The sequence below is a fragment of the Lentzea guizhouensis genome, from assembly GCF_001701025.1.
Lineage (GTDB): Bacteria > Actinomycetota > Actinomycetes > Mycobacteriales > Pseudonocardiaceae > Lentzea > Lentzea guizhouensis.
The window spans coordinates 1,544,418-1,565,967 of record NZ_CP016793.1; the positions used below are offsets into that span (position 1 = coordinate 1,544,418).

20 protein-coding genes are annotated in these 21,550 nt (G+C 67.1%); 12 read left to right on the forward strand and 8 right to left on the reverse strand.

The window, feature by feature from the left end; all coding sequences use genetic code 11:
• Positions 1 to 46: 46 nt before the first annotated feature.
• The 7 genes from BBK82_RS07885 to BBK82_RS07915 all read right to left on the reverse strand — a co-directional run bounded on the left by BBK82_RS07885 (position 47) and on the right by BBK82_RS07915 (position 7,359).
• Positions 47 to 1,432, reverse strand: a complete 1,386-nt coding sequence (locus BBK82_RS07885; protein WP_065914408.1) for a helix-turn-helix transcriptional regulator — start codon at positions 1,430 to 1,432, stop codon at positions 47 to 49.
• A gap of 50 nt (positions 1,433 to 1,482) precedes the next feature.
• Positions 1,483 to 2,391, reverse strand: a complete 909-nt coding sequence (locus BBK82_RS07890; RefSeq protein ID WP_065914409.1) for a phosphotransferase enzyme family protein — start codon at positions 2,389 to 2,391, stop codon at positions 1,483 to 1,485.
• Complete coding sequence (locus BBK82_RS07895; RefSeq protein WP_154697161.1) at positions 2,384 to 3,700, reverse strand: helix-turn-helix domain-containing protein; 1,317 nt, start codon at positions 3,698 to 3,700, stop codon at positions 2,384 to 2,386. Before BBK82_RS07895 ends, BBK82_RS07890 begins: the two co-directional genes overlap by 8 nt.
• A gap of 83 nt (positions 3,701 to 3,783) precedes the next feature.
• On the reverse strand, positions 3,784 to 4,143 hold the full coding sequence (locus tag BBK82_RS07900) for a hypothetical protein (protein WP_065920900.1): 360 nt from the start codon (positions 4,141 to 4,143) through the stop codon (positions 3,784 to 3,786).
• A gap of 14 nt (positions 4,144 to 4,157) precedes the next feature.
• Positions 4,158 to 5,597, reverse strand: coding sequence for a helix-turn-helix domain-containing protein (locus BBK82_RS07905; protein WP_237048087.1), 1,440 nt, complete (start codon positions 5,595 to 5,597; stop codon positions 4,158 to 4,160).
• A gap of 466 nt (positions 5,598 to 6,063) precedes the next feature.
• Positions 6,064 to 6,792 (reverse strand): GntR family transcriptional regulator, encoded by a 729-nt coding sequence (locus BBK82_RS07910; RefSeq protein WP_065920901.1) that lies wholly within the window; start codon positions 6,790 to 6,792, stop codon positions 6,064 to 6,066.
• 33 nt (positions 6,793 to 6,825) lie between these two features.
• Complete coding sequence (locus BBK82_RS07915; RefSeq protein ID WP_065914411.1) at positions 6,826 to 7,359, reverse strand: GntR family transcriptional regulator; 534 nt, start codon at positions 7,357 to 7,359, stop codon at positions 6,826 to 6,828.
• Positions 7,360 to 7,634: 275 nt separating this feature from the next.
• Here BBK82_RS07915 and BBK82_RS07920 point away from each other — a divergent pair, with 275 nt between their 5' ends.
• From BBK82_RS07920 to BBK82_RS07960, 9 genes are all read left to right on the forward strand, one after another.
• Positions 7,635 to 8,324, forward strand: coding sequence for a 6-carboxytetrahydropterin synthase (locus BBK82_RS07920; RefSeq protein ID WP_065914412.1), 690 nt, complete (start codon positions 7,635 to 7,637; stop codon positions 8,322 to 8,324).
• A gap of 101 nt (positions 8,325 to 8,425) precedes the next feature.
• A complete protein-coding gene (locus BBK82_RS07925) occupies positions 8,426 to 9,025 on the forward strand; it encodes a 7-carboxy-7-deazaguanine synthase QueE (protein ID WP_237048372.1) in 600 nt (199 codons plus the stop codon).
• A 241-nt stretch (positions 9,026 to 9,266) separates the two neighbouring features.
• Positions 9,267 to 9,893: a GTP cyclohydrolase I gene (gene folE / locus BBK82_RS07930; RefSeq protein WP_065914414.1), complete on the forward strand. Its 627-nt coding sequence runs from the start codon at positions 9,267 to 9,269 to the stop codon at positions 9,891 to 9,893.
• On the forward strand, positions 9,893 to 10,708 hold the full coding sequence (locus BBK82_RS07935) for a hypothetical protein (RefSeq protein WP_065920902.1): 816 nt from the start codon (positions 9,893 to 9,895) through the stop codon (positions 10,706 to 10,708). The genes folE and BBK82_RS07935 overlap by 1 nt, the downstream gene beginning before the upstream one ends.
• Complete coding sequence (locus BBK82_RS07940; protein WP_218920595.1) at positions 10,708 to 11,775, forward strand: nucleoside phosphorylase-I family protein; 1,068 nt, start codon at positions 10,708 to 10,710, stop codon at positions 11,773 to 11,775. The genes BBK82_RS07935 and BBK82_RS07940 overlap by 1 nt, the downstream gene beginning before the upstream one ends.
• A 20-nt stretch (positions 11,776 to 11,795) precedes the next feature.
• Positions 11,796 to 12,491, forward strand: a complete 696-nt coding sequence (locus BBK82_RS07945; protein ID WP_065914416.1) for a dTMP kinase — start codon at positions 11,796 to 11,798, stop codon at positions 12,489 to 12,491.
• Positions 12,492 to 12,522: 31 nt separating this feature from the next.
• On the forward strand, positions 12,523 to 13,443 hold the full coding sequence (locus BBK82_RS07950; RefSeq protein WP_065914417.1) for a DUF2797 domain-containing protein: 921 nt from the start codon (positions 12,523 to 12,525) through the stop codon (positions 13,441 to 13,443).
• 69 nt (positions 13,444 to 13,512) lie between these two features.
• Positions 13,513 to 14,352 (forward strand): class I SAM-dependent methyltransferase, encoded by an 840-nt coding sequence (locus tag BBK82_RS07955; protein ID WP_065914418.1) that lies wholly within the window; start codon positions 13,513 to 13,515, stop codon positions 14,350 to 14,352.
• Entirely contained in the window at positions 14,349 to 14,900 is a 552-nt protein-coding gene (locus BBK82_RS07960) for an NUDIX hydrolase (protein ID WP_065914419.1), read from the forward strand. The genes BBK82_RS07955 and BBK82_RS07960 overlap by 4 nt, the downstream gene beginning before the upstream one ends.
• Before the next feature lie 20 nt (positions 14,901 to 14,920).
• Here BBK82_RS07960 and BBK82_RS07965 read toward each other — a convergent pair whose 3' ends face one another.
• Positions 14,921 to 15,418: an NUDIX domain-containing protein gene (locus BBK82_RS07965; protein WP_065920903.1), complete on the reverse strand. Its 498-nt coding sequence runs from the start codon at positions 15,416 to 15,418 to the stop codon at positions 14,921 to 14,923.
• A gap of 415 nt (positions 15,419 to 15,833) precedes the next feature.
• On the opposite strand from BBK82_RS07965, the gene fxlM reads away from it, so the two are divergent.
• The 3 genes from fxlM to BBK82_RS07980 all read left to right on the forward strand — a co-directional run bounded on the left by fxlM (position 15,834) and on the right by BBK82_RS07980 (position 21,434).
• Positions 15,834 to 17,057, forward strand: coding sequence for a methyltransferase, FxLD system (gene fxlM / locus BBK82_RS07970; protein ID WP_065914420.1), 1,224 nt, complete (start codon positions 15,834 to 15,836; stop codon positions 17,055 to 17,057).
• Positions 17,058 to 17,341: 284 nt separating this feature from the next.
• Entirely contained in the window at positions 17,342 to 21,097 is a 3,756-nt protein-coding gene (locus BBK82_RS07975) for a tetratricopeptide repeat protein (RefSeq protein ID WP_154697162.1), read from the forward strand.
• Positions 21,087 to 21,434, forward strand: coding sequence for a hypothetical protein (locus BBK82_RS07980; protein ID WP_065914422.1), 348 nt, complete (start codon positions 21,087 to 21,089; stop codon positions 21,432 to 21,434). The genes BBK82_RS07975 and BBK82_RS07980 overlap by 11 nt, the downstream gene beginning before the upstream one ends.
• Positions 21,435 to 21,550: the final 116 nt, after the last annotated feature.

The following is a 21,550-nucleotide window of genomic DNA, read 5'->3' on the forward strand; positions in this document are numbered from 1 at the left end:
TTGGCTGCCGCTCACCGAACCCGCCGAGCCGACGTGCACACGCTCCTCAATCAAGCAGGAGGCGTCGATCACGCCACGCCAGTCGCAGCAAGGTCAAAGAGCTGGCCGACAGACGCGGCTCAAGTCGGTCAATCGCCTCGCTGGTGAAGGGCATATCGGTTCGGCCGCCCTCACCGACGACATGGCCTTCGTCGTTGGTTGCCACCAGCCCGGTGAACAAGCGGTCGAAGATCTCGTTGTCCAGCACGGCAACAGTACGTTGGCTTGCGCCCAGGGTGAGTGCGTCCATGACCAAGCCGTAGTGCCAAAGGCGAAATCGACCGTCGGCGTGAGCCTGCTCGAAGGAGCGGAACGGCTCCTGCTCGGCATAGTCGATGGAGCCAGCCCCGGCCCCATCGTGTTCGGGATTGCCGAGAAACTCCTCGGAGTACTCCCGCATGATGTTGCGCCACAAGGAGAAGTCGTTGTGCACGTCGACCGCAGCGAGCGATGAGGGCTGGAACTCCCCGGAGGGCATGACGGTGCACATGCCGCCGCCATCGGCGACGGCGCGACCGTCGCGCTGATGCATCATGAACCGGTGCTCGCCACGCCGGTCCTTGCGGATCGTCAGAGTGCTGATGCCGGGCGACATCAGCATTCGGGCTGGATCGAACGGGTCGCCAATCGTCGAGCGCAGCGGAAGTGCGCTCCAATCTGGAACAGACCCGCCCGATGCCAGCCACGCGGCCTTGAACTCGTGAGCGAGGCACTCCTTGATGTCGAACACCTCGAAGAACGTGGTCGTCCCGAACGTCAGCTCAAGGCCATCACTCTGGGACACCTCCAGCAGCCGGTAGCTAAGTCGGTTCTCCAGTAGCCGAGGCCGTACAAGGTCCCGCACGGCTCGGCTGTAGCCGACATAGCGCGCGCCTCGATCGGTGAGCGGCAACACGTGATCCACCGGCTCGAGCTTCGACACCGGACGCTCGACCTCAGAGAGGTTCAGCCGCACCGAGTCCAACTCCACAGGCGTGTCCAACAGCCAGCCGGGACCGGCCAACACATGGCCGCCGGGTGCACGTTTGCTGACCGGGTACAGCCACGCGGCCAGTTCCGCCAGTTCCCGCCCCCGTGCGCCCGCAGCGCGACGAACCCGAAGCCACTCCGCCTGGCTCTGACGGACATGTTCGGCGATCTCAGGACCGAGTGCGTTGCTCGCGTCAACCGGATCGGCAGACCGCAACGCCTCTCCGGACAGGAGAGCGGCGAGTTCGTCGGCCGATACCTTCAGTGCCTTCGCGATCTTGGGACGCATCCACGGTTGAGGAGCCTGTGTCCCTCGTTCCCATCGGCCGACCGTGGACAGCTCGACGCCGATCTCACGGGCGAACGACTCCTGGGTAAACCCCAACGCTTCACGACGCCCAGCCAGCCGCTCTCGCCGATCCAACGCCTACCACCTCAGATGTTCGATATACGAGTAAGTCAGAGGCCGCCGACTCAAAAGGCCGACCACGACCAAGGCCGCTCGATCTCGCCACGCAGGCACGCCACCCGGTGTCGTACCTGTTGGGTTGCTTCCGTGCTGGTCTTGGCTTTACCAAGGACGAAGGCTGTCCAACGTAGTTCTCTGATCGTTGCCAGGGTGCGATAGCCAGACCACGCGGTCATGTCATAACCGCCGTAGGCGTCCACGAAAGCCTGGTAGTCCGAGTCCGTGAGCCGGGCGAAGTCGGTGTAGTCGACCGCCAACGAGACCAGATCCCACTCCCGAAGTCCGATCCCGACATGGTCGAGATCCAGCAATACGGGGGTGCCACCCGCCCTAGGGACAACAACGTTGCCCTGCCACGCATCGCCGTGGATGACGCACCGAGGCAGGCTCGGAATCAACGCCGAGTATTCACCGTGCAGCCGCTCTGCAAGATCTCGAAGCCAGGCTCGGTCATCCTCCGACAACGCGGTACCGCCGTCGATTGACTCGCCCAGCCCTTCGAAAGGATCGACAACGGGGAACGAAGGCGACTCTGGCACGTCCAGCGCGTGCAGGCGGCCCAGGACCGCACCCAATTCGGCCGGCGTGGCGTGGCGGTGATCAGGAAGCTGTACCCACCACGTCACGGGTCGAGTTCTAACAACCGTGGGCTGGTCGATGTCGTCGACGGCACGTACGACAGCGATCCCGGCGTCAGCCAGCCAACGCGACGCCTGGATTTGACGGGCGGCGACTAGCTGCGAGCCTGGAGGGCCCACACGAGCCACGACACCGCTGGCCATCTCGTAGATAACGTTTGTGCCGTCACGGATCAAGGTCGCTTCTGCGGTAGGCACACCGGCTTTCCTGGCCGCTATCGTCAGCACGTCACGCGGATCTCCAGACAAGACCAGGCCCGTGTCCACATCAGACATCGGCTGTGCCGGATTCCACGAGTTCCGAGAATTCGACCACTTCGGGTATCGCACGATGCTGTTGGCACGCCCGCACCAGCTTGGCGAGTTCCTCGTCCATCCGTCGTGAGTGCAACATCGCGGCGTCGTCGACAGCTTGGCGTCCAAAGAGGACGGCTTCACGCGGATCCCCGATCGCCATGTGCAAGGTAGCCAGGCGCGCCCTGGAGAATGCCCGCGAGCGCGGATAGGCGTCGCTATGCAGTCGAATCGCCGAGACAAGACGCTCGGCGGCGTCCCCTGGCTGCTTTTCCGCGACGGCGAGCGGAGTAAGTGCCCGCGCGCTGCTCCCCGCGTGCTCGGCTTCGTCGTAGTACACCAGCCAGGGTGGATTGGTCTCCGGTTGCCGTTGGGCGAAGTAGGTATCCGCACGGTCGACTTCGGCTCGCGCTTCGTTGTGGCGGCCCAGCATTGCCAACAACCGGGCCCGGACCACACCGATCATGGCTCGCGCGGTGGCGGTCAACCGGTCAGCTCGCACCTGGGCGAACTCGATCAAGGACAGCGCGTCGTCCAGGTTGCCGAGGTAGATGGCTTGGCGTGCCATATCGGCGAGGGTCGCGGCACGCAACTCCCACGAGCCACCCTGCTCGGCGCACCACAGACCGAAGCGAAAGCATCGAGCCGCTGCGTCGTGGTTTCCGACGTCGAAAGCCGAGAACGCCACCACTCCCGCAAGGTTTCCGATGGCCTCGAACATCCCCACTTCGACGGCGGCGCTGGCTCGGGCACTCAACAGGTGGCCAGCCCACCGCAGATGCGCGGCCCCCGCTTCACCGGCCATGCCTCCGCCATACAGGTTCTCGCTGGCGGCCAGCGTGCTCGTCATCAGCTTGACCTGCTCGACCTCGGCCCATCCGATCCGCCGCGGCGGCTTCACGGCCAAGGTGAGGGACTCGAGGAACTCAGCGGGCACCTGCCCCATGTCGAGGCTTCTGGCGGGGTCATACGCGGCGGTGAGCGCAGAAGCGGGCGAACTCGACACCAGAGAGGTTTGTCGGGATCGTCCCCAGGTCGCTTGCCCTGTGACCGACTGCGGCAGGTCCTGTGAGCCGTGGGTCGGGCCTTGTCCGAGCAGCACGTTCAGCTCATCGAGGGAGACGCCCAGCGCTGTCGCAATCCGAGGGCGCCGCCACGGTTGAGGCGTCAGGGCGCCACGTTCCCACCGCCCGACAGTGGAGAACTCCACACCAACAGCAGCAGCGAGCCCTTCCTGAGTGAAGCCCATCGCCTCACGTCGAGCCGCGAACGCCTCGCGTCTGTCGCCCACGCCGCTCACCTCGCTTGCCTGATTCAGCCACCAGCCTGGTTGGCGAGTAGCCACGCCGCATGTCTGCCGATGCCGTCACACGGTCAGGCGTCCTGTTCGATGCGCTCGAAGATGTCGCTGTCCGTGGCCCTCTGCCAGTCGGGCAGGTCGTTCCAGTCCGCGACGTAGGACGGCTTCGGGTCGGGGAAGTGCTTGTAGATCTGGCCGATCCAGCACAGCGCGACGAAGCGGCCCTTCTGGTCCGAAGTGAGCTTGGCGGTGGCGCCGTCGGTCGCCCTGATGAAGGCGAGAACCTGGTCGTACACAGCGGTCGCGGCGTCACGTTCCCAGTCCGGCGTCTCGTCCCACGGAGTGATGTAGCCGGGCTTGGGCTCGCCGGGGTAATGCTTGGTGACTCCGGCGATCCACGCCTCACGGAACACGCGGCCACGGTCGTTCTGCATTCTGTCGTCCTCCATCATGCGGCGCGGTTGCCGACGAGTTCGGTGATCTCGGCGTCGAGCCGCTGGATCTGCTGGTCGGTGAGCAAAGGGGCCAGGTGCGGCTGTAGACCACGCAGTTTGCGCGCGATGACTCCGGAGCCGGTCTGACGGGCGGTGGCCAGGGCGGCGTCGGCGTAGGTCGCGACTTGGTCAGGATTGCGCCGATGCACGCCGATCATCGCCAGGTCGGTGAGAACACCGGCCTTCCGGCGCGCGGTCAGGACGCCGGCCAGCGCGTCGGTCAGGGCGGCTTCGGCAAGGTCGTAGCGGCCGAGGTTGACGTAGCAGGTGCCGCGTTCCTCGGCCAGGCGTGAGCCATCGAATCGGAGCCAGCCACCGTTGTGAACCGGCCCCTGAAGGTGCTGGACCTCGGCTGCCGTGTCGAGTGCGCGCTGGCAGGCGTCCAGGTCGCCGAGACCGGCGAAGGTTTCTGCCTGCACAGCTGCGATCCATTGCCGGGTCGAGAGGGCAGGATCGCCCCGGCGGGCCAGGTTGGCGGCCAGTTCGAGCAGCGGAGCAGCCTCATCGAACTGGCGCTCGTACACGGCGATGAAGGCGTGCCTGGTCAACGCGCAGGACCAGAGGTCCGGGGCATCGGCTTCCTTGCCTGCTGTCGCGGCCAGGGTGTAGCAGTGGGCGGCGTCGGTGTATCGGTCACCGTCGAAGAAGATCTCGCCCGCCAACTGGAAGAGGTCGGCGGACAACTCGCAGAGTCGCTGCCGGATGGCCGGGGTCTGCGGATGACGCAGGCCCGTCGACAGAACATCGAGCTGTGCGCGGACGAGGGGAAGTACCTCGCTCTTGGTCGGCGCGAGTGCGTAGACCCGCCACAGGTGGCTGTTGAACTGGGCGAACTCGGCTGCCGCCGCGGAATCCACCGCGCCGGTTCGAGCCACTGCGGCAAGCCTGTCCACGTCGGCGAGGACCGGTTCGACCGCAGGCAACGCCAGCAGGGCACCGCTCATGGTGAACAGGCGCAGTAGGTCGCGACGGTTCATGTCGTCTGTCTCCGCGAGGTCGGGCTGAACAGGGACGGCCTCCCTTCCGAACAGCCTGCCACCCGCTCGTGGCGCGGCGGCTTCGAGACGGACTTGAGCACCACCGTGCGCGGTGGGCTGCGTGTCGAGCGGGCCTCTTGCGCCGGCATTCGCCGCTCGGGCTGGTACGGCGGCCGAGGGCGGAGCAGTCATCTGCCGGGATGGTGCCGAGGCAAGCAACGTGCCCAGCTCTTCGAGGCTGATCCCCAGCGCCTTCGCGATACGTGGCCTGCGGTACGGCTGCGGAGTCAGATCACCGCGCTCCCAGCGGCCCACGGTCGAAAACTCCACACCGACGGCTGCAGCGAGGCTTTCCTGGGTGTAGCCCATCAGCTCACGCCGCGCCGCGAACGCCTCTCGCCGGTCGCCCATGAACATCACCTCGCTCCGTCGGTCCAATGCCACGATAACCAGCTACCGGTCAAGTCTGATCACCCGCTCGGCGAGCAGCACCCGTTCGGACTACCGCCGCACAAAAGGCGTTTTTGCAGGTCAGAGACGGTGACGCCTCGTTGCCGCCTCATTGCCGCCGCATCGTCGCTCTGGCAGCCGTTGATCATTGGAAGTTGACTGAGGTCGCTGCGGTCTGGGCGGCCTTCTGTCTCCAGCGGCAGCCCGAGTGACTAGTAGCGCCTTCGCCAGAACGTGCGGCTGTGGATGTCCGATGGTCAGACCACCCTCCCCGTCGATGGGGAGCCCGCCGTTCACGCGGACGTGCTGGTGAGCACGCTCGATGCACGCATTTAGGGCTCGGGCCATTTGGTAGTTCCAGGGCGTAACCGATGAGGAGATCGTCACCAATGCAGTTGCCGTGTCTGAAATCGAACCCCTCGACACCGTGGCTCTAGCCCAACTCGGTCTCTACGGTCTGGCGGTACAGCAGCTCGTACAGGTGGGCGCCCTTGATGAGGACCGAGGCTTCGACGGGGCGTTCGTTGTCGCTGTAGATGACGCGCAACTGCCGGATCACTGGCGTCCCGTCAGGGAGGTCCAGCGTCTCGGCTTCCTCCACCGTCGGGGGGCGGGCCGAAATCCGGTCGACGAAGGTCCGCTGGGGAAACCCGAGGTCGGCGAGGACCTGGGGTGCGCCTCCGCGGATCTTGGCGGCCTTCGCCAGGCTGCTGTTCGCGGCGATCTCAGCTGGGTAGTACGACGCGGACATCTCCACGGGCTGCTCGTCGTGGACGAGGATTCTGGTGCGGACGATTGCGGTAGCGCCCGACGCCAGCTGCAATCCGTCGACTATGTCCGCGGGCGGGACGACGTTGTCGACATTGAGCAACTGGTAGCGGAACCGGCCTGGTTCAGGCTTGATGTAGGCGGAGGCGTCGATGATGAACGGCTGCCGATCGCGGACGTAGACCCCTTTGCCGACCCGGCTGTCAAGGAAGCCTTCGTCCTTCAGCGCCTTCAGCGCGTGCTGGATTGTGGCGTTCGCTGCGCCGTACCGCTCGACGAGCTGCGCGGTGGACGGCAGTTGCGTACCTGGGCTCAACTCGCCACGCATGATGAGATCGCGCAGTTCCGCCGCGATCTGCTGATGCCGGGGTCGGATGTCACGCGCGCGAGGCAAGACCGACTCCAAGAGACGCCGTCAGGGGAGCGGTCACGGCGTCAGCTCGTATCGCAGCCGTCGCCCCTCGGCCACCATCGTCATCACACTGGCTTCGACGGGCAGATCGCTCTCGGTGACGAGCGCGCGGGCGAGCACCAGCACGCAGGACGGATCGTCCAGCGCGAGCGCGGCCCGTTCGTCTGGTGTGGCCAAGCGCGCGCTGACATCTTCACGGACGCGGCGAGGCGGATGGCCGAGGTCGGCCAGGAGGGCAACGGCACCGCCGGGGATCTTGCGATGCTCGGCCAGCCTGGTGCCCCGAGCGATGTTCGCGGGGTAGTACGAATCGACGAGTTCGACCGGGTGGTCGTTGAACAGCATGAGGCGGCGGCGCACGACCACCGCCTCGCCCGCAGCCAGGCCCAGCATGTCGGCGACCGTCGCGGAGGCGACCACCTCGTCAACACTCAGCAGCTTCTGAGTTCCCGTGCCACCGTGCTCTGCTGCCTCGACACCCCAGGCGTCGCCGCGGTGACCGCTCACATAAGGCATCGACACGCTCGTCCACGGGCCGGCGCTCGCCATCGCTCGCCCTCCTTGTGTCTCGCGGTGGGAGGTGCTCCCGCCGTTGACCTTAGTCGTAAGGCAGCAAGGCCACCCTCGACGCTCATCCGACAACCTTGTCACCTTTCGGGTATCGCAGTAAGGTTGATCGGAAGTGAAGGTACTACAGATCGCCGCTGGTGCCGCTCCACCCTCGGACTTTCTGGCCGCTGCGTCGTCCGGCCCGACAAGGACAGCTCCGCCGCCAGCGCACATCGTCCGAGTGCCATTCGGCATGACCGAGGAAGGAGAGCTACATGAAGACCACCGAGGAGAAGTGCGTGGCGGACGGTCAGATCACCATCTCGCAGTCGTTCGGCTTCAGTGCCAGCCACGAGCTGAGGCTGTTGCCAGCCAGTCACAAGTGTCGCCGCAACCACGGCCACAACTACACGGTGACCGCTTCGGCACTCGTGCGCGGTGACGCCTCAGGAGATCTGTTGCCGCTCGGGGATTATCTGGCCGCGACATTCGACCACCGGTTGCTCAACGAGCAGGTCCCCTTCCACCCGACGAGCGAGCTTCTCGCTGCTCACCTTGCCGAGTGGTTCCGGGACAACATGGAATCGGCGATGCCGATCACGCTGGTCGCGATGGTGGTGTCGGAGACCGCGACTACATCGGCGCGCTGTGACGGCGTCATCGGTGAGGTCACGATCTCGAAGACCTTCACGACCAGCCACGGCGACGTCACGCTGGTACTCGGAGCGGACGGGCTGGACAAGGTTGGGTTCATCACCGATTTCGGTGACCTGAAGCCGTTCGGGGCGTACCTCCAGGCATCTGACGCCGACGCAGGGTTACGTGCTGCTGGCCCTGCACTGGTCGCTCACCTGGCTGGTTGGTTCGTCGACAGCGTCGAGCCGGGGATCCGCGGTCGACTCGTGTCCGTACGGGTCGAGTCGGGTACCACCACCGGCCTGTGGGAACGAGGCGATGCTTCGTGAGCACCCCGCCTTTGCCTCCCGGACGTGTAGAGGGTTCCGCGATTCTCACGGAGAAGTTCGAGTCGTTCCAGGGCGAAGGCCCGTGGACCGGGCAGCGCTGCGTGTTCGTCCGGTTCTCCCGGTGCAACCTGCGGTGCAGCTACTGCGACACCCCAGAGAGCTGGGACTGGAACAGGTACAACCCGGCCGAGGTCAGCGACAGAGTCCCCGTCACCGAGCTGGTGTCGTGGGTGCGTGAGCGCGGCGTGGACATGATGGTGATCACCGGCGGGGAGCCGATGTTGCAGCAGCCCGCCATGATCGCCCTGGCCCGCGGCCTGGCGGACGTTCGGGTGCAGGTTGAAACCAACGGCACGATTGCGCCCACACCGGAACTTGCCTCCGTGGTCGACCTCTGGGTGGTGAGTCCGAAACTTGCGAACTCCGGCATGACCTACTCCACCCGCATCAAGGCCGATGCCCTCTCGGCGTTGGTTGCGACAGGCCGCGCGGTGTTCAAGTTCGTGGTCACCGAGCCCGGCCGCGACCTCGACGAGATCGCCCAGCTCGTCGAGGAGCACCGGCTGGCTCCGGTGTGGGTGATGCCGGAAGGCACCACCCAGGAGAAGGTTCTGGCCGGCATGGACGCGCTCTACGGCCCGGCCACTGAACGCGGGTGGAATGTCTCCACCCGCCTGCACATCCTGACCGGGGCGCGGTGACACCGATTCCCAGACCGAGCACTGGATCAGGCGTTTCCCAGCGCCAGCACCACGATCTCGGTGACGTCCCTTGGGGGCACGGGTTCCGAGGACCTGACCGAGACCGCCCTGATGCTCGTAGTCGCCGTCGCTGCGTTGGCGGGTTGCCCAAAACCTGCGCGCCGGGGCTCTACCAGCAGCAGCCGCCGCCGCTACTGACGTCCTTCACCCACTTATCAAACCCGGAAGCGAGGCGAAATCCGTGACCAACACCCTCGACAGACCGGCACCCAGCGGAAGCCAGGACCTGGCGTCGCCGGGCCTGGTCGACACCGAGCGCGTCGCCGATCTTGTCGGCCAACTTCTGGCCGCGATCGGCGAGGACCCCGGACGGGAGGGCCTGTCGGACACGCCGGCCAGAGTCGCCGCATGGTGGCTCAGTTTCCTCTCCCCACAGCCGTCGGCCACACCGACCTGCTTCCCCGAGCAACACCTGAGCGGCCAGTTGGTCGTGATCGGCGGCATGAGCGTCTGGTCGCTGTGCGAGCACCACCTGCTGCCCATGAACCTGGACGTCGCCGTCGGTTACGTACCGGACGGCGAGGTGATGGGCCTGTCGAAGTTCGGCCGCATCGCACAGCAGTACGCGGGTCGCCTTCAGGTGCAGGAGCGCTTCACCCGGGAGGTAGCGAACGAGATCGCCGCCGTGCTTGGCAGCAACGACGTGGCCGTCGCGGTCCGCGGCACGCACCTGTGCATGAGTGCGCGAGGTGTGCGGATGGAGGCAGCTCGTACCACCACAGTGCAGTCCGGTGGTCGATTCGAGAGCGATCCTGTGCTCTCCCAACAATTCCTCACCCTCGCCACCGACAGGTGGAGGACCGCCTGATGACCAAGAGCATCGCCTTCTCCGCGATCGCGCCGCCCGACTACCTGGACGCCTTCGTAGCGCAGGAGCCCGCCAGCGTCCACCACGTGGCAGCCCAACGTGTGTTGACCGACGCTGCCTACCGTACGTTCTTCCACCGCGAGGCCCAGCGGGGCGCGGAGATCATCGTCGACAATGGAGTCTTCGAGCTGGGCCACGCCCTGCCGGCCGCCGACCTGATCGCGGCAGCCCGCATGGTCGACGCCCGCGAGATCATCCTCCCGGACGTCATGCGCGACGGGCTCGCCACCATCAAGTCCAGCGACGAAGCCGCCCGCGAGATCCTCGAACTGAGCGACGAGTTCCGCCTGTGCGTGGTGCTGCACGCGGCAGACGATCAGGAATGGTTGCGCTGCTACGACTACTTCGCTTCCAGCGACTACGTCGGAGCGATCGCGCTGCCTGCCTCCCGGCGTCCCGCGCCCGAAGACCAGCTCTGCCGCACCCGCTGGGCGGCAACCCAGTACCTGGAAGACCACGGCATGATCGAGGATCGCATCGTCTATCGGCTGCTCGGCCTCGGGCGCACCGGGCACCTGGAACTCGCCGAACAGCGCGAGCACGAATGGATCGCCTCGGTCGACGGCGCCGCACCGGTCATCCTCGGCGCGATGGGCATCGAGATGCTGCCCGACGGCCCCTACGAGAAACCTCCGACCCCACGGATTGAGAACCTGGGACCGATCCCCGAAGAACGGTTCGACCTGATACGCCGCAACATCGCCGTCGTCCGCGAGGCGGCCGGCAGTAGCGTGCGGATCCCGGAGGCCGCTTGATGAGCCTCCTCGCCAACACCTTCCCGACTGCGCGACCCGGCTCGGCCTTGTGTCCGTCCCCCATCGCGGTGGACGGACACACGATGGCCCCGGACCGCCTTCTGCGGTACCTGCAGATCAAAGTGCACCACCTGATCCAGGACCACGACTGGGACAGCATCCATGTCGTCGGCGGCTACGACCGCGAAGCCGTGATCTCCGCACACGAGAAGACCGGCAAGCTGTTCAACTTCGAGCGCCCCACCGCAGACGTCCAAGGCCGTGACCTCATCGTCAAGGCGTTCCCCGGCGCGGACTACGTCCACCACTACGCGCTGATCATCGCCACATACCTGTCCATGACAGGAAAACCGGCCGACACGGTCACCTACGAATTGCCCGACCCGACGTTGTCCCGCGACGCGGTGGGGAAGCTCGACCTCGAACTCGACGGCGACCTCGTAATCGTCGGCTGGGGCCTGGCGCATCTCGTCCCGCCGGACGGTGTGTGGAACCACGGCCACGGCTACGCCTGGCAACACACCGAGATCCACGGTCGCCGGGTGGTCTACCTCGGTTTCCTACACAGCATCTGGGGCGACGTCGCCGGACGAGTCGTCACGCGCCTGGCCGAGCTCGGCGCCCGCGAGGTCGTCTATGTCGGCAAAGTCGGCGCGCTGAACCCCGACATCGAGCCCAACACGCGACTGGCCACCGGAAACACCAGCCTCGTAGGCGGAGGCTTCGTCACCTGGCCCGATTTCTTCAGCGACTTCGCTACCGCCCAAGCGGGCGTGCACACCGGCGTCCACGTCACCTCGCCCTCGATCCTGCTGGAGAACCGGGACTGGCTGACCGAGCACGCCGAGCACGCATTCGTCGATCCGGAGATCGGTCCTATGGGAGTCGCAGCACGCGATGCCGGGATCGAGTTCGGCTATCTCCATGTCATTTCCAACAACCTCGCTCGCCACTACCCCGCGGACTTGTCCAACGAGCGTCACAGCGACGTTGTCCGACGGCGCACCGTCCTCATCAGACAGATCCAAGACATCATCGCCAACCGACTTGCCGCTCAGCCGATCTGAACCCCCTTGGAGGGCACCACATGACGAACGCAGCACCTTTCTTCAACCCTGCGCGCGGGCGGGAGATCACGGTGGTCGGTATCGACGGCGCGGGCAAGTCCACCCTCGCCGCCCGCCTGCACCAAGCGCTCAACGAGGCCGGCCACGAAGCAATCCTGATCGGCAAGCACAGCACCGAAGTCCCGATGGACCCGGAGTTGTCCGCCTACGTCGATCGGCTCAACGCGCTCGTCTACCGCCGCGACGCCCGCGTCGCCCAAGCGTGCGGCGACCACTACTGGCTGCTGGCGCTGGCCGCCTGGTACACCCTCCAGGACAAACTCGTCATCCAACCCGCTCTCGCCGCCGGAACACACGTGATCCTCGACAACGCCCACCACAAGATCCTCGCTCGCTACGCGGTGAATCCCGACGTCTCCACCAGTTTGGCCGAGCAGGTCTTCGCCCACCTCACCGAACCCGACCTGGTCTTCTTCCTGCGCATCGGCGCCCGCGACGCGCTCGCCCGCAAGGGCGAGTTCAGCTCCCTGGAAACCGGCCACTCCGGTGGCGCGGACGAGGACTTCATCCGCTACCAGGACGTCGTTCTCGCGAAGCTGCGCGAGCACGAGAAGCGCAGCGGATGGCTGTCGATGGACGTGACCGACATGGACCGCGACGCGGTCTTCAAGACCGCCGCCGAGGCGCTCGCCGACCGTCTCCAGCTCGCGATCTAACCCTGCCCGCAGCCACCACGAGGAACGCACCATGCCAGTGACCCGACCGACCGACGGCGAGTACGTGTGCCACGGCATCACCTGGGCGACAGGAGATCCCCGGCTGCTGCTGGCCCCGCCGCCCGACGGGCCGCTGGTCTACACCGAAATCATGAACCAACGACTCGGCTTTGCGGTTGATACCGGCCGGTGGTGCACCGGCCGGTATCAGTTCGCCGACACTGTGCGCGTCGAGGCCCTCGCCTGCCCCAACCGCGCGCCGACCGAGCAGAGCGACCAGTGCGGCCGGTGCTTCCGCCAGGACGAGTTCCGCTTCGCCCACCGGTTCCACCAGGACGGCAACGTCCCCGAAGCACTTCGCCAGTACATGGACCAACCGCACTGGCTCTACCTCGCCACCTTCGCCGATGGCGCCCCCAAGGTCGGCACCGCAGCCGAACCACGCAAGCAATCCCGCCTCGACGAACAGGGCGCCCTGATCGCCACCTACCTGGCCAAGAGCCCCGACGGCCGGGCCGTACGCCACCTCGAAGACGCCATCACCCGCAGCCTGCAGATGCCCCAAACCGTCCGGGCCTCAACCAAGCTCAAGGCGCTGGCCAACCTGACCGACCTGTCCACCCCGAGCGCGACCCACGACCACCACGTCGCCCGCGCCGCCGACGCACTCGCCGCCGTAGACATCCCGGCAATCCTCGAGACGTGGACTCCTCCTGCCGAAGGCGACCGAATGCGCGTCGCCGACGGTGTACGAATGCTGTATCCACACGACCTACGCGACGGCGAGCACGGCTTCACCGTCGTCTCGTGCATCGGCACCCAGGTACTGGCCGTCCTGGACGGAGACGACGAGGTGAATTACGTGCTCGACCTCGGCGCTCTCAAGGGTCGCCGCATCACTCTCGGCCCGTTCGCGTCGCCCGCCGCCGCCCTCCAGAACTCTCTCTTCTAACCGCCCCCGCCCGGCTCGTCGCGTCCGTCCGCCGCGAACCCGGTCTGCACCCTGAAGCGAGGTACCCAAATGGCACCCCTGGATGCCCTTCTCGGCTGGGACGAGGACACCACCGCAGAGGCGTACGCGGCCTTCACCCGCGACTTTCCCATGTACGCGGCCACCAGCCGAGACCTTGCCCACCGCGCCGAGCTCACCGACGGCAGCCTGGTGGTCGACCTGTGCGGCGGAGCAGGCGCGACCGCAGAGGCAATCCTCGAACTCGTCCCGATCGACGCCCAGGTCGTCTCGCTGGACAACGCCGCTGCCATGCAGCGCGTTGGCCGACGTACCCTGGCCGACCCACGCATGTCCTGGGTCACCGCCCCTGCCGAAGACCTGGCAGACCACGTTCCCGGCGCGGCGGATGCCGTGGTGTGCAACTCCGCGATCTGGAAGACCGACGTGCCGCAGGTGTTCGCCGCCGTCCGCCAGGTCCTACGACCCGGTGGCCGGTTCGTGTTCAACGTCGGCGGCGGCTTCGCCGGCGTCCGCCACCCCGACGAGACCAACATGCACACCGGACCGTCGTTGAACACCCTGATTCATCAGGTCGCCGCCCGTGACTACGGCTACGCCCCGCCCCCAGCCGCCGAGGCAGTTAACAAGCTGCCGCTGGACACGATCACCAAGCACCTGTCGGCCGTCGGGCTGACCGTGGTCGACACTGAGGTCGTCGCCCAGCACAGCACGATGGCCGAGAAGAAGGCGTGGCTGTCGATTCCGGTCTTCGCTCGACCCGACGGGGAGTTCACGCACGCTCAGCGGATGGACATCCTCGACAAGGCGTACTCGCTGACCAAGCCCGACACGCCTACCGTGACGAGCTGGCTCGTAGTGGTCGCGCAGCGGCCTAGGGAACTACGTTGACCGCCCAGCCGCCGACCAGCAGCCGCGGCAGCGGGACAAAGTACTGCGATCACGCGGCCGTTGGTGTGCTCATCTCCTCACTGGACGGGCTGCTGGTCTTCGAACGGGTGAGGCCCCCGGCGGGGATCGCACCGGTCGCCGGTCATGTCGATCTGCACGGAGGACCCGAGCAAGCCGCCCACGTTGAGGTTGCCGAGGAAGTCGGCCTGACCGTCACCTCTCTTCACCTGCTGCTGACCGCATGGCGACCCAACCACTGCCGTCGGCCGACCAGCGACCGCGTGGGCCATCAGTGGTGGATCTACCGGGCCCAGACGTCAGGACCGATCCGACCTTCTGCCCAAGAGGTGCGCGCCCCTCGATGGCTGCACCAAGACCAGCTCCAGCAGTACGCGCACCGCACCGCGGCCTACGCCGAAGGGCAGCTGAGCGAGGAGCAGTTCACCGCAGAGCCCGGCTTGGAGCCGGTGTGGGTTCGATTCCTTCACGAGCTTCACCTGGTGACGCTGCCCGACGACACCCTGAGCTTGATTGACCAGGTCCTTTGACCGTGCACCGGCAATGGTCCTCAGCGCGCTCCCACGACGTTTCCCGCTGCCAATCGGCGCGCGTACGCGCGGATGCGGTCGCGGTCCTCGGGGAACACGCTCTCCCATGTCTCGTCCAGGTCGACCCACTTCGACGGCTGCCCGGTCTCCCCGCCGAGCGGCACATCACGACTGACGACGGCCCCATAGGACAGGCTCAGCGTCGGTGCCCAGTCGGCACGGAAGGAGCGGACAGCCACTGCGGCCGGTACAGGCAGCAGCTCGCCCGCTACGCCAGCCTCCTCCGCGAGTTCACGGGCTGCGGCTGCTCGCGGCGTTTCGTCCGGCTCGACCTTGCCGCCAGGCGGTACCCATCCGCGCACGCGGTGCCGCACGAGCAGGACGTAGCTGTACGTCGGGTCGGTGACCCAGACCTCGGCCGCGAGCGGCTCCATCAGGGTCTGGTGGGCGCGCAGCCACGCCTGGGCGTCATCGAACTCCATCGCAGCAAGGTGCGCATCGGCGACCGCCGCTTCCACGGTCAATTGGTCAATCACCTGGCCCAGCCTATGCCGACGTCGTGGTTAGCCCTGACATTGCTGAGAGGGCGACGCGGTTCGTGTCACAAGCACTCGACGATGATCATCGCGAGCATCCGAGGCTGCCATACCCCGAATGGTGGAAACCGTCAGCGACGAGTCCTCGCTTTCGTGCAGGTCAAGCCAAGCGATGCCTCAGCGACATCGTCCGGACCTGCTTGTTGGCATAGCACCTTCGCAGTTGACTACCTCGGGGCTGTACCGAGAGGAGCGTGCTGCCTTCTCGGCGCGCTCCGGCGAGCACAGTCCAGTTCAAACAACCCAGAGTGACCGCCTGTCCCAAGCCTGGGTGAATGGGTACAGGATCATGCTGCCCGGCCGCCACCGAGATGACCGTTGAACACGAAGGGAAGCGATGGACACCGATACCACCACCGCGTCGCCGACGACTCTGCGCGCGGAGATGGTCGCCAGGGTCCGCAAGTCGGGATACGCGCAGCTCAACGAGGTTGAAAGGGTCCTGCTGGAGACACCACGCCACGAGTTCGTGCCCGACGCCCCGCTTACCACCGCCTACGACCCGTGGCAGGCGGTGGTCACTCACCGCTTCGAGGACGGCCGGTCGTTGTCCTGTGCGTCGGCACCGTGGCTGGTCGCGGCGATGCTCGACCAGCTCGACGTCCGACCGGGCAACCGTGTACTGGAGATCGGTGCGGGCACCGGCTACAACGCCTGTCTTCTCGCCCAGTTGACCGGCCGCGCGGACCTGGTGACCACGATCGACATCGACCCGGACGTGACCGCGAAAGCCTCACAAGCGCTGACCGCCACCGGCTACGGCGACGTGCACGTCGTTACCGGCGATGGCGGGCTCGGCTACCCCGACCACGCGCCATACGACCGCATGATCGCCACCGTCTCACCGTGGGACATCCCCGCCCAGTGGTGGAAACAGCTCGCGCCCGGAGGACGGTTGGTCGCCCCGCTGCGGTGGCGCGGCCAGGGACGCAGCGTCGCCTTCACCTACACCGATGGCCGCCTGGTGTCCGATTCGCTCCACCTGTGCGGCTTCGTGTACCTGGTCGGTGACGGCGAGGGCGAACTCAGCGGCGCGATCACGTCCGACGAGCTGGTGTCGCTCCACTGGGACCGCGATCAGGCCGTGGACCCCGAAGCGCTGCACGGGGTGCTCGACCAGCCGCGTGTCACCACCTGGTCCGGGACCACGATCGGCAGGAACGAGTCGCATGACGGGCTCTGGCTCCGCCTGACCGTGACCGACCCGCGCGTGTGCCGGATCAAGGTCCACGCCGACGTCCCGCCCGAGGTGTGCGATCCAGTCGCAGGGTGGTGGCGCATGGCGCTGGTCGACGGCGACACGCTGGTCTACCTCACCGCCCGCCGACTGGAATCCGACGACGAGGTGCGATGGGAGTTGGGCGCGATCGGTCACGGCCCGGCCGCCGGCGAGCTGACCGAGTACCTCTGCGACGAGATCCGATCCTGGGCGCCCGAGCGGAACCAGCACACGCCATCGCTCATCGTCTACCCGGCTGGTACCCCGGACAGCGAACTGGCAGGCCCTGCCATCGACAAGACCCACAGCAGGTTCGTCCTCACCTACGACCCGGTCGAATGATCTCGTCGCCGGTCTGCGACGTCGTGTGACTTAGCTCTTCAGTTGGCCAGTTGAGCATGGTTGTTGGCCAGCCTGCCGCCCAAGCTCGCCCGGACGTCCCGCCATCCAGCGCACTGTCATGCCGATGAGCCGCCATCGCGGCTGCGCATCCCGACGAGGCGGCTCTGACCACCGTTTGGTGCCGGGGGCCGTTCGTCGAGTCGCACTATGTCGACATCGAGATCTCTTGAAGATCACAGGCCGTATAGTGTGCGGCGCGGACGGCGGATGAAGGGCACGCTGCGGTGGCCGATCGGCTTCTGGTTGATCTTGACGCGGCGGGCTGGGCTTCGGTGTCGGCGTGGCTGGACGGGGAGTCGCCTCGCGTGGTTGGTGCGCCGGTCGCGCTGACCACGCCGTTGGACAGCGGTGAGCTGGCGGACCTGCGCTGGTATCTGGAGGACTACCTGCGGGTGCCGTTCGGTATCTACGAGCAGCGGGGCCTGCGGATCGCGGAACGCCTCCCGGAGTGGGGGCAAGCGATGTTCGCCGCGCTGTTCGGCCAGGGGCCGGGCCGCGAAGCCTACCTCGCGGTTCGGACGCGGGACACGGCTGCGGAGCTGGTGGTGCGCTCGACAGACCCGTCGTGGCTGAGCCTGCCCTGGGAACTGCTGCACGATCCGGCCGTGCCCGCACCTTTCGCGCTGGACGGGATGGTCGTGAGCCGCGCACTGTCCACAGGACATGTGGACGGGACATTCGGGGCAGGCGGGCAGCGGCTGCGAGTACTCATGGTGATCTCCCGGCCGGACGGCGACCGGGACGTGGGCTATCAGATGATCGCTCGGCCGCTGCTGCGTCGGTTGAGCGCGGTGCGCGGTCAGGTTGAGGTGGAGGTTCTGCGCCCGCCAACGAGAGAAGCCCTGACCGAGCGATTACGGGCCACGGGCGCGGACCCGTACCAGATCGTGCACTTCGACGGCCACGGTTCGACGTCCGACCGCGGGGCAAGCCTGGTGTTCGAGCGAGCGGGCGGTGGGGTGGAGCACGTGCCCGCTGCCGAGTTCGCGCACGTGCTGACTGAGGCGGGCATCCCGGTGGTGGTGCTCAACGCCTGCCGCTCCGGCGCGGTGGGCGACCAGGTGGAGGCAACGATCGCCGCTGGACTGCTCTCCGGCGGCACGGACGCGGTTGTCGCGATGGCCTACACCGTGCACGCGGACGCCGCGGCGGAGTTCATGACCGCGTTCTACCAACGGCTTTTCGCCGGTGACACCGTTGGAGAAGCAGTTCGTGCCGGCCGGGTGCGGATGGCGGCGCACCCCCAGCGCCGCAGTCCGAAAGGCGCGCAACCGCTGGCCGACTGGATCGTTCCGGTTTGTTACCGGCGTCGCGAGGTCCACTTCCCCTACCTTCGGCCCGTTCCGGGCGCGCAGGCGGGGCGGGAGCAGCAGCCCGAGCAGGGCGATTTGTGGGCTCCGGACGGAGAGCTCGTCGGGCGCGATGGGCTGATCTGCACTCTGGAAACCGTCGCGCGGAAAGGGCGGGTGGTGGTGCTGCACGGACCCGCGGGCACCGGCAAGACGGCCCTGGCCAAGGCATTCGGCCGCTGGTGGCGCGACACCGACGGCGTCGACCGCCCTGAGTGGGTGCTGTGGCACTCGTTCGAGCCCGGTGTCGCCACCTACGGCCTGGACGGCGTGATCTCGACGATCGGGCTGAGCGTGTTCGGCCCGGGTTTCGCCGCGCAGGACCGGGCGGCCCAGCGCGAACGGGTGCGGACGCTGCTGGCCGACAACCGGTTGCTGGTGGTGTGGGACAACTTCGAGTCCGTCGCGTCCCTGCCCGATCCCGCCGGCGCGACGCCACCGCTGGACGAGACCGGGCGCGCCGAACTGCGGGAGTTCCTGCACGAGGCCGCTACCGGCCGCAGCACGATCCTGCTGACCAGCCGCACCCAGGAAGACTGGCTGGGCGGGGTGCAGCGCGTGGCGGTCGGGAGGCTGACCCCGGACGACGCCGTCCAGTACGCAGATCACCTGCTGGCGCCGCTTCCGTCGGCGGTGGCCCGGCGCGCCGACCGTGCCTTCGGTGAGCTGCTGATCTGGCTGAACGGCCACCCGCTGAGCATGCGGCTGGTCCTGCCACACCTGGAGACCTCCGAAGCCGCGGACCTGCTCAGCGCGCTGCGCGGCGCCGCCGCTCTCCCCGAGGACCGACTGCTGGCAGGCATCGCCTACTCGATGTCGCATCTCGATCCTGACGGCCAGCGCCTACTGGCCGCCGTGTGCCTGTTCCAGGGCACCGTCTCCGCCTCACTTCTCGGGATCGTGTTCGCCGACGACGACGCGCCGCACCGGTTTCGCCACGTCCCGAGTAACCGATGGGAGGAAGTGCTGCACCAAGCCGCCCACATCGGGTTGCTCACTGCGGCGGGCGACGGGTGGTACGGCATTCACCCCGTGTTGCCCGCGTACCTCGCAGGGCAGTGGCGCGCCGAGGATCCGGACGAGTTCGCCGCCGCCGAACGGTTTCTCGTCGACGCCTTCCTCGCAGTCGGCGCTCAGATGGGCGAGATGACGCGGAGCATCGACGCTGCGAAGGCCTACCGGCTCATCGGCGTCTTGCGCCGCACGATGGGACACCTGCTCAGCTATGCGCTCGACCACGGGCTCTGGCTACCGGCGCTCGCCATCCTCCAGCCGCTGCGGGAGTACTGGGATCGACGCTGGATGGTCGAAGAGTCCCGCGCCTGGGACGACCGCGTGCTCCGCGCGGTGGAGTCCGAGGACGGTTTCCCCGGACCGCTCGACAAGTCCGCGGACAGGCTCTGGCTGTCCGTGATCAGCGCGGAGGCTCAGCGGCTGACCCGCGCCCGCTTGCTGGACGCCGCCGAGGCGATGTGCGTGCGAGCCCGGGACAGGATCCTCGCTCATTCTCTGGATCGGGCCGGCCTCACCACCCTGTGCCACCGCCTCGGCGAGATCGCGGCGGCCAGAGCGAGGTGGGACGACGCCGAGAACTGGCACAGTGAGTCCCTCGCCCTGGAGGAGGAACTGGACGACCGCGCCGGGATCGCTTGGTCCCACCGTGCTCTCGGGGATGTGGCGAAGGCGCGCGGGCAGTGGAACAAGGCCCGCGGCCGGTACCTCAAGTCTCGAAAGCTTAAGGACGAGCTAGGAGATCGGCGCGGCGCGGCGCTGGCGTGTTCGGCGCTCGGCACCCTGGCGGAGATCCGCAAGCACTGGGACGAAGCGCAGAACTGGCACCGCGAGGTCCGGGACATTTCGGAGGAGCTCGGCGACGACGATGGCCAGGGCCGCGCCATGCACCAGCTCGGCGCGGTGGCGCAGCGACTCGGACAGTTCGACGCCGCCGAGGTCTGGTACCACATGTCCCTCGAGGTCTCGGAGCGGATGGGCGACCCGCTCGCCAGGGCCGCGTCATACGTCGAACTCGGCAGGCTCGCGCTGCACCGCGACCGGGTGGACGAAGCGGAGCAGTGGGTCCACCAGCACCGCGCGATCGTCGAGCCGCTGGGCGTCCGCCGCCAAATGGCCGTGTCGTATCAGATGCTCGGCGGCGTCGCGCTCAAGCGCGGGCACGGCGATGCCGCGGTGTGCTGGCTGGGCAAAGCGATCGCGGCCTTCGAGGACGTAGGCGACCAGCACAACGTCGCCGGTTCCCACCATGTGCTCAGCGAGGTCTGGAAGCAGCGCGGGCAGCGGACAGAGGCCGAGCGCTGCCTGCACGAGGCACTCGCAGTCGAAGAGCGGCTGGGCGACCGGACGGCGGTGGCGGCGTCCTACGGGGAGTTGGGCAGACTCGCCGCGGACTTCGGGGACGTGGACGTCGCACTGGACTGGACGTTCCAAAGCCTGGCCATCGTCGAACCGCCGTCGAGGATCATCGTGTCGCACTACGTGCTGGCTCACGTCGTCGCTCGGCTGGGATTGGAAGAGGTGGAACGACGGTGGATTCGCGCGACCGACGTACCACTGCCCGCGGCTATCCGGACATTCGTTGAGGGACGCGAACCGAGGAGGACCGATGACAACTGACCCCATCAGCAGGAGCGCGCGGGCGGCGGCCCGGCGGCTCGCCGAGACACACGGCGCAGCACTGGAACCACAGGTCGAAGCCGCGCTCTACGCCCGCGCACGCGACCAACGACCCACCCAGTACCTCGACCCGGTGGCCCTGGGCTCATTGATCGTCAGCGTGGCCACCCTGGCCTGGACGGTGATCACCGACTGGCCCCCTACGAGGCCGCGCCCCACGCGGGAGGACATCAAGCCCACGGTCAAGGACGAACTCAACATCGATGATCCTTCCGCCGACGAGGTCATCGATGTCGTGGTGGACGAGAGCCTCAAGGACGCCGAGGAGGAGGAGTAGGCGCACGGCGGTCGTCTCCAACTCAACCAACAGGCCAGGTTCGCCGAAGCGAAGGACAAAGTTCGACTCGTACGCAGCGCACCGCGAGGTAGCGAGGAATAATGGAATTGTTCCTC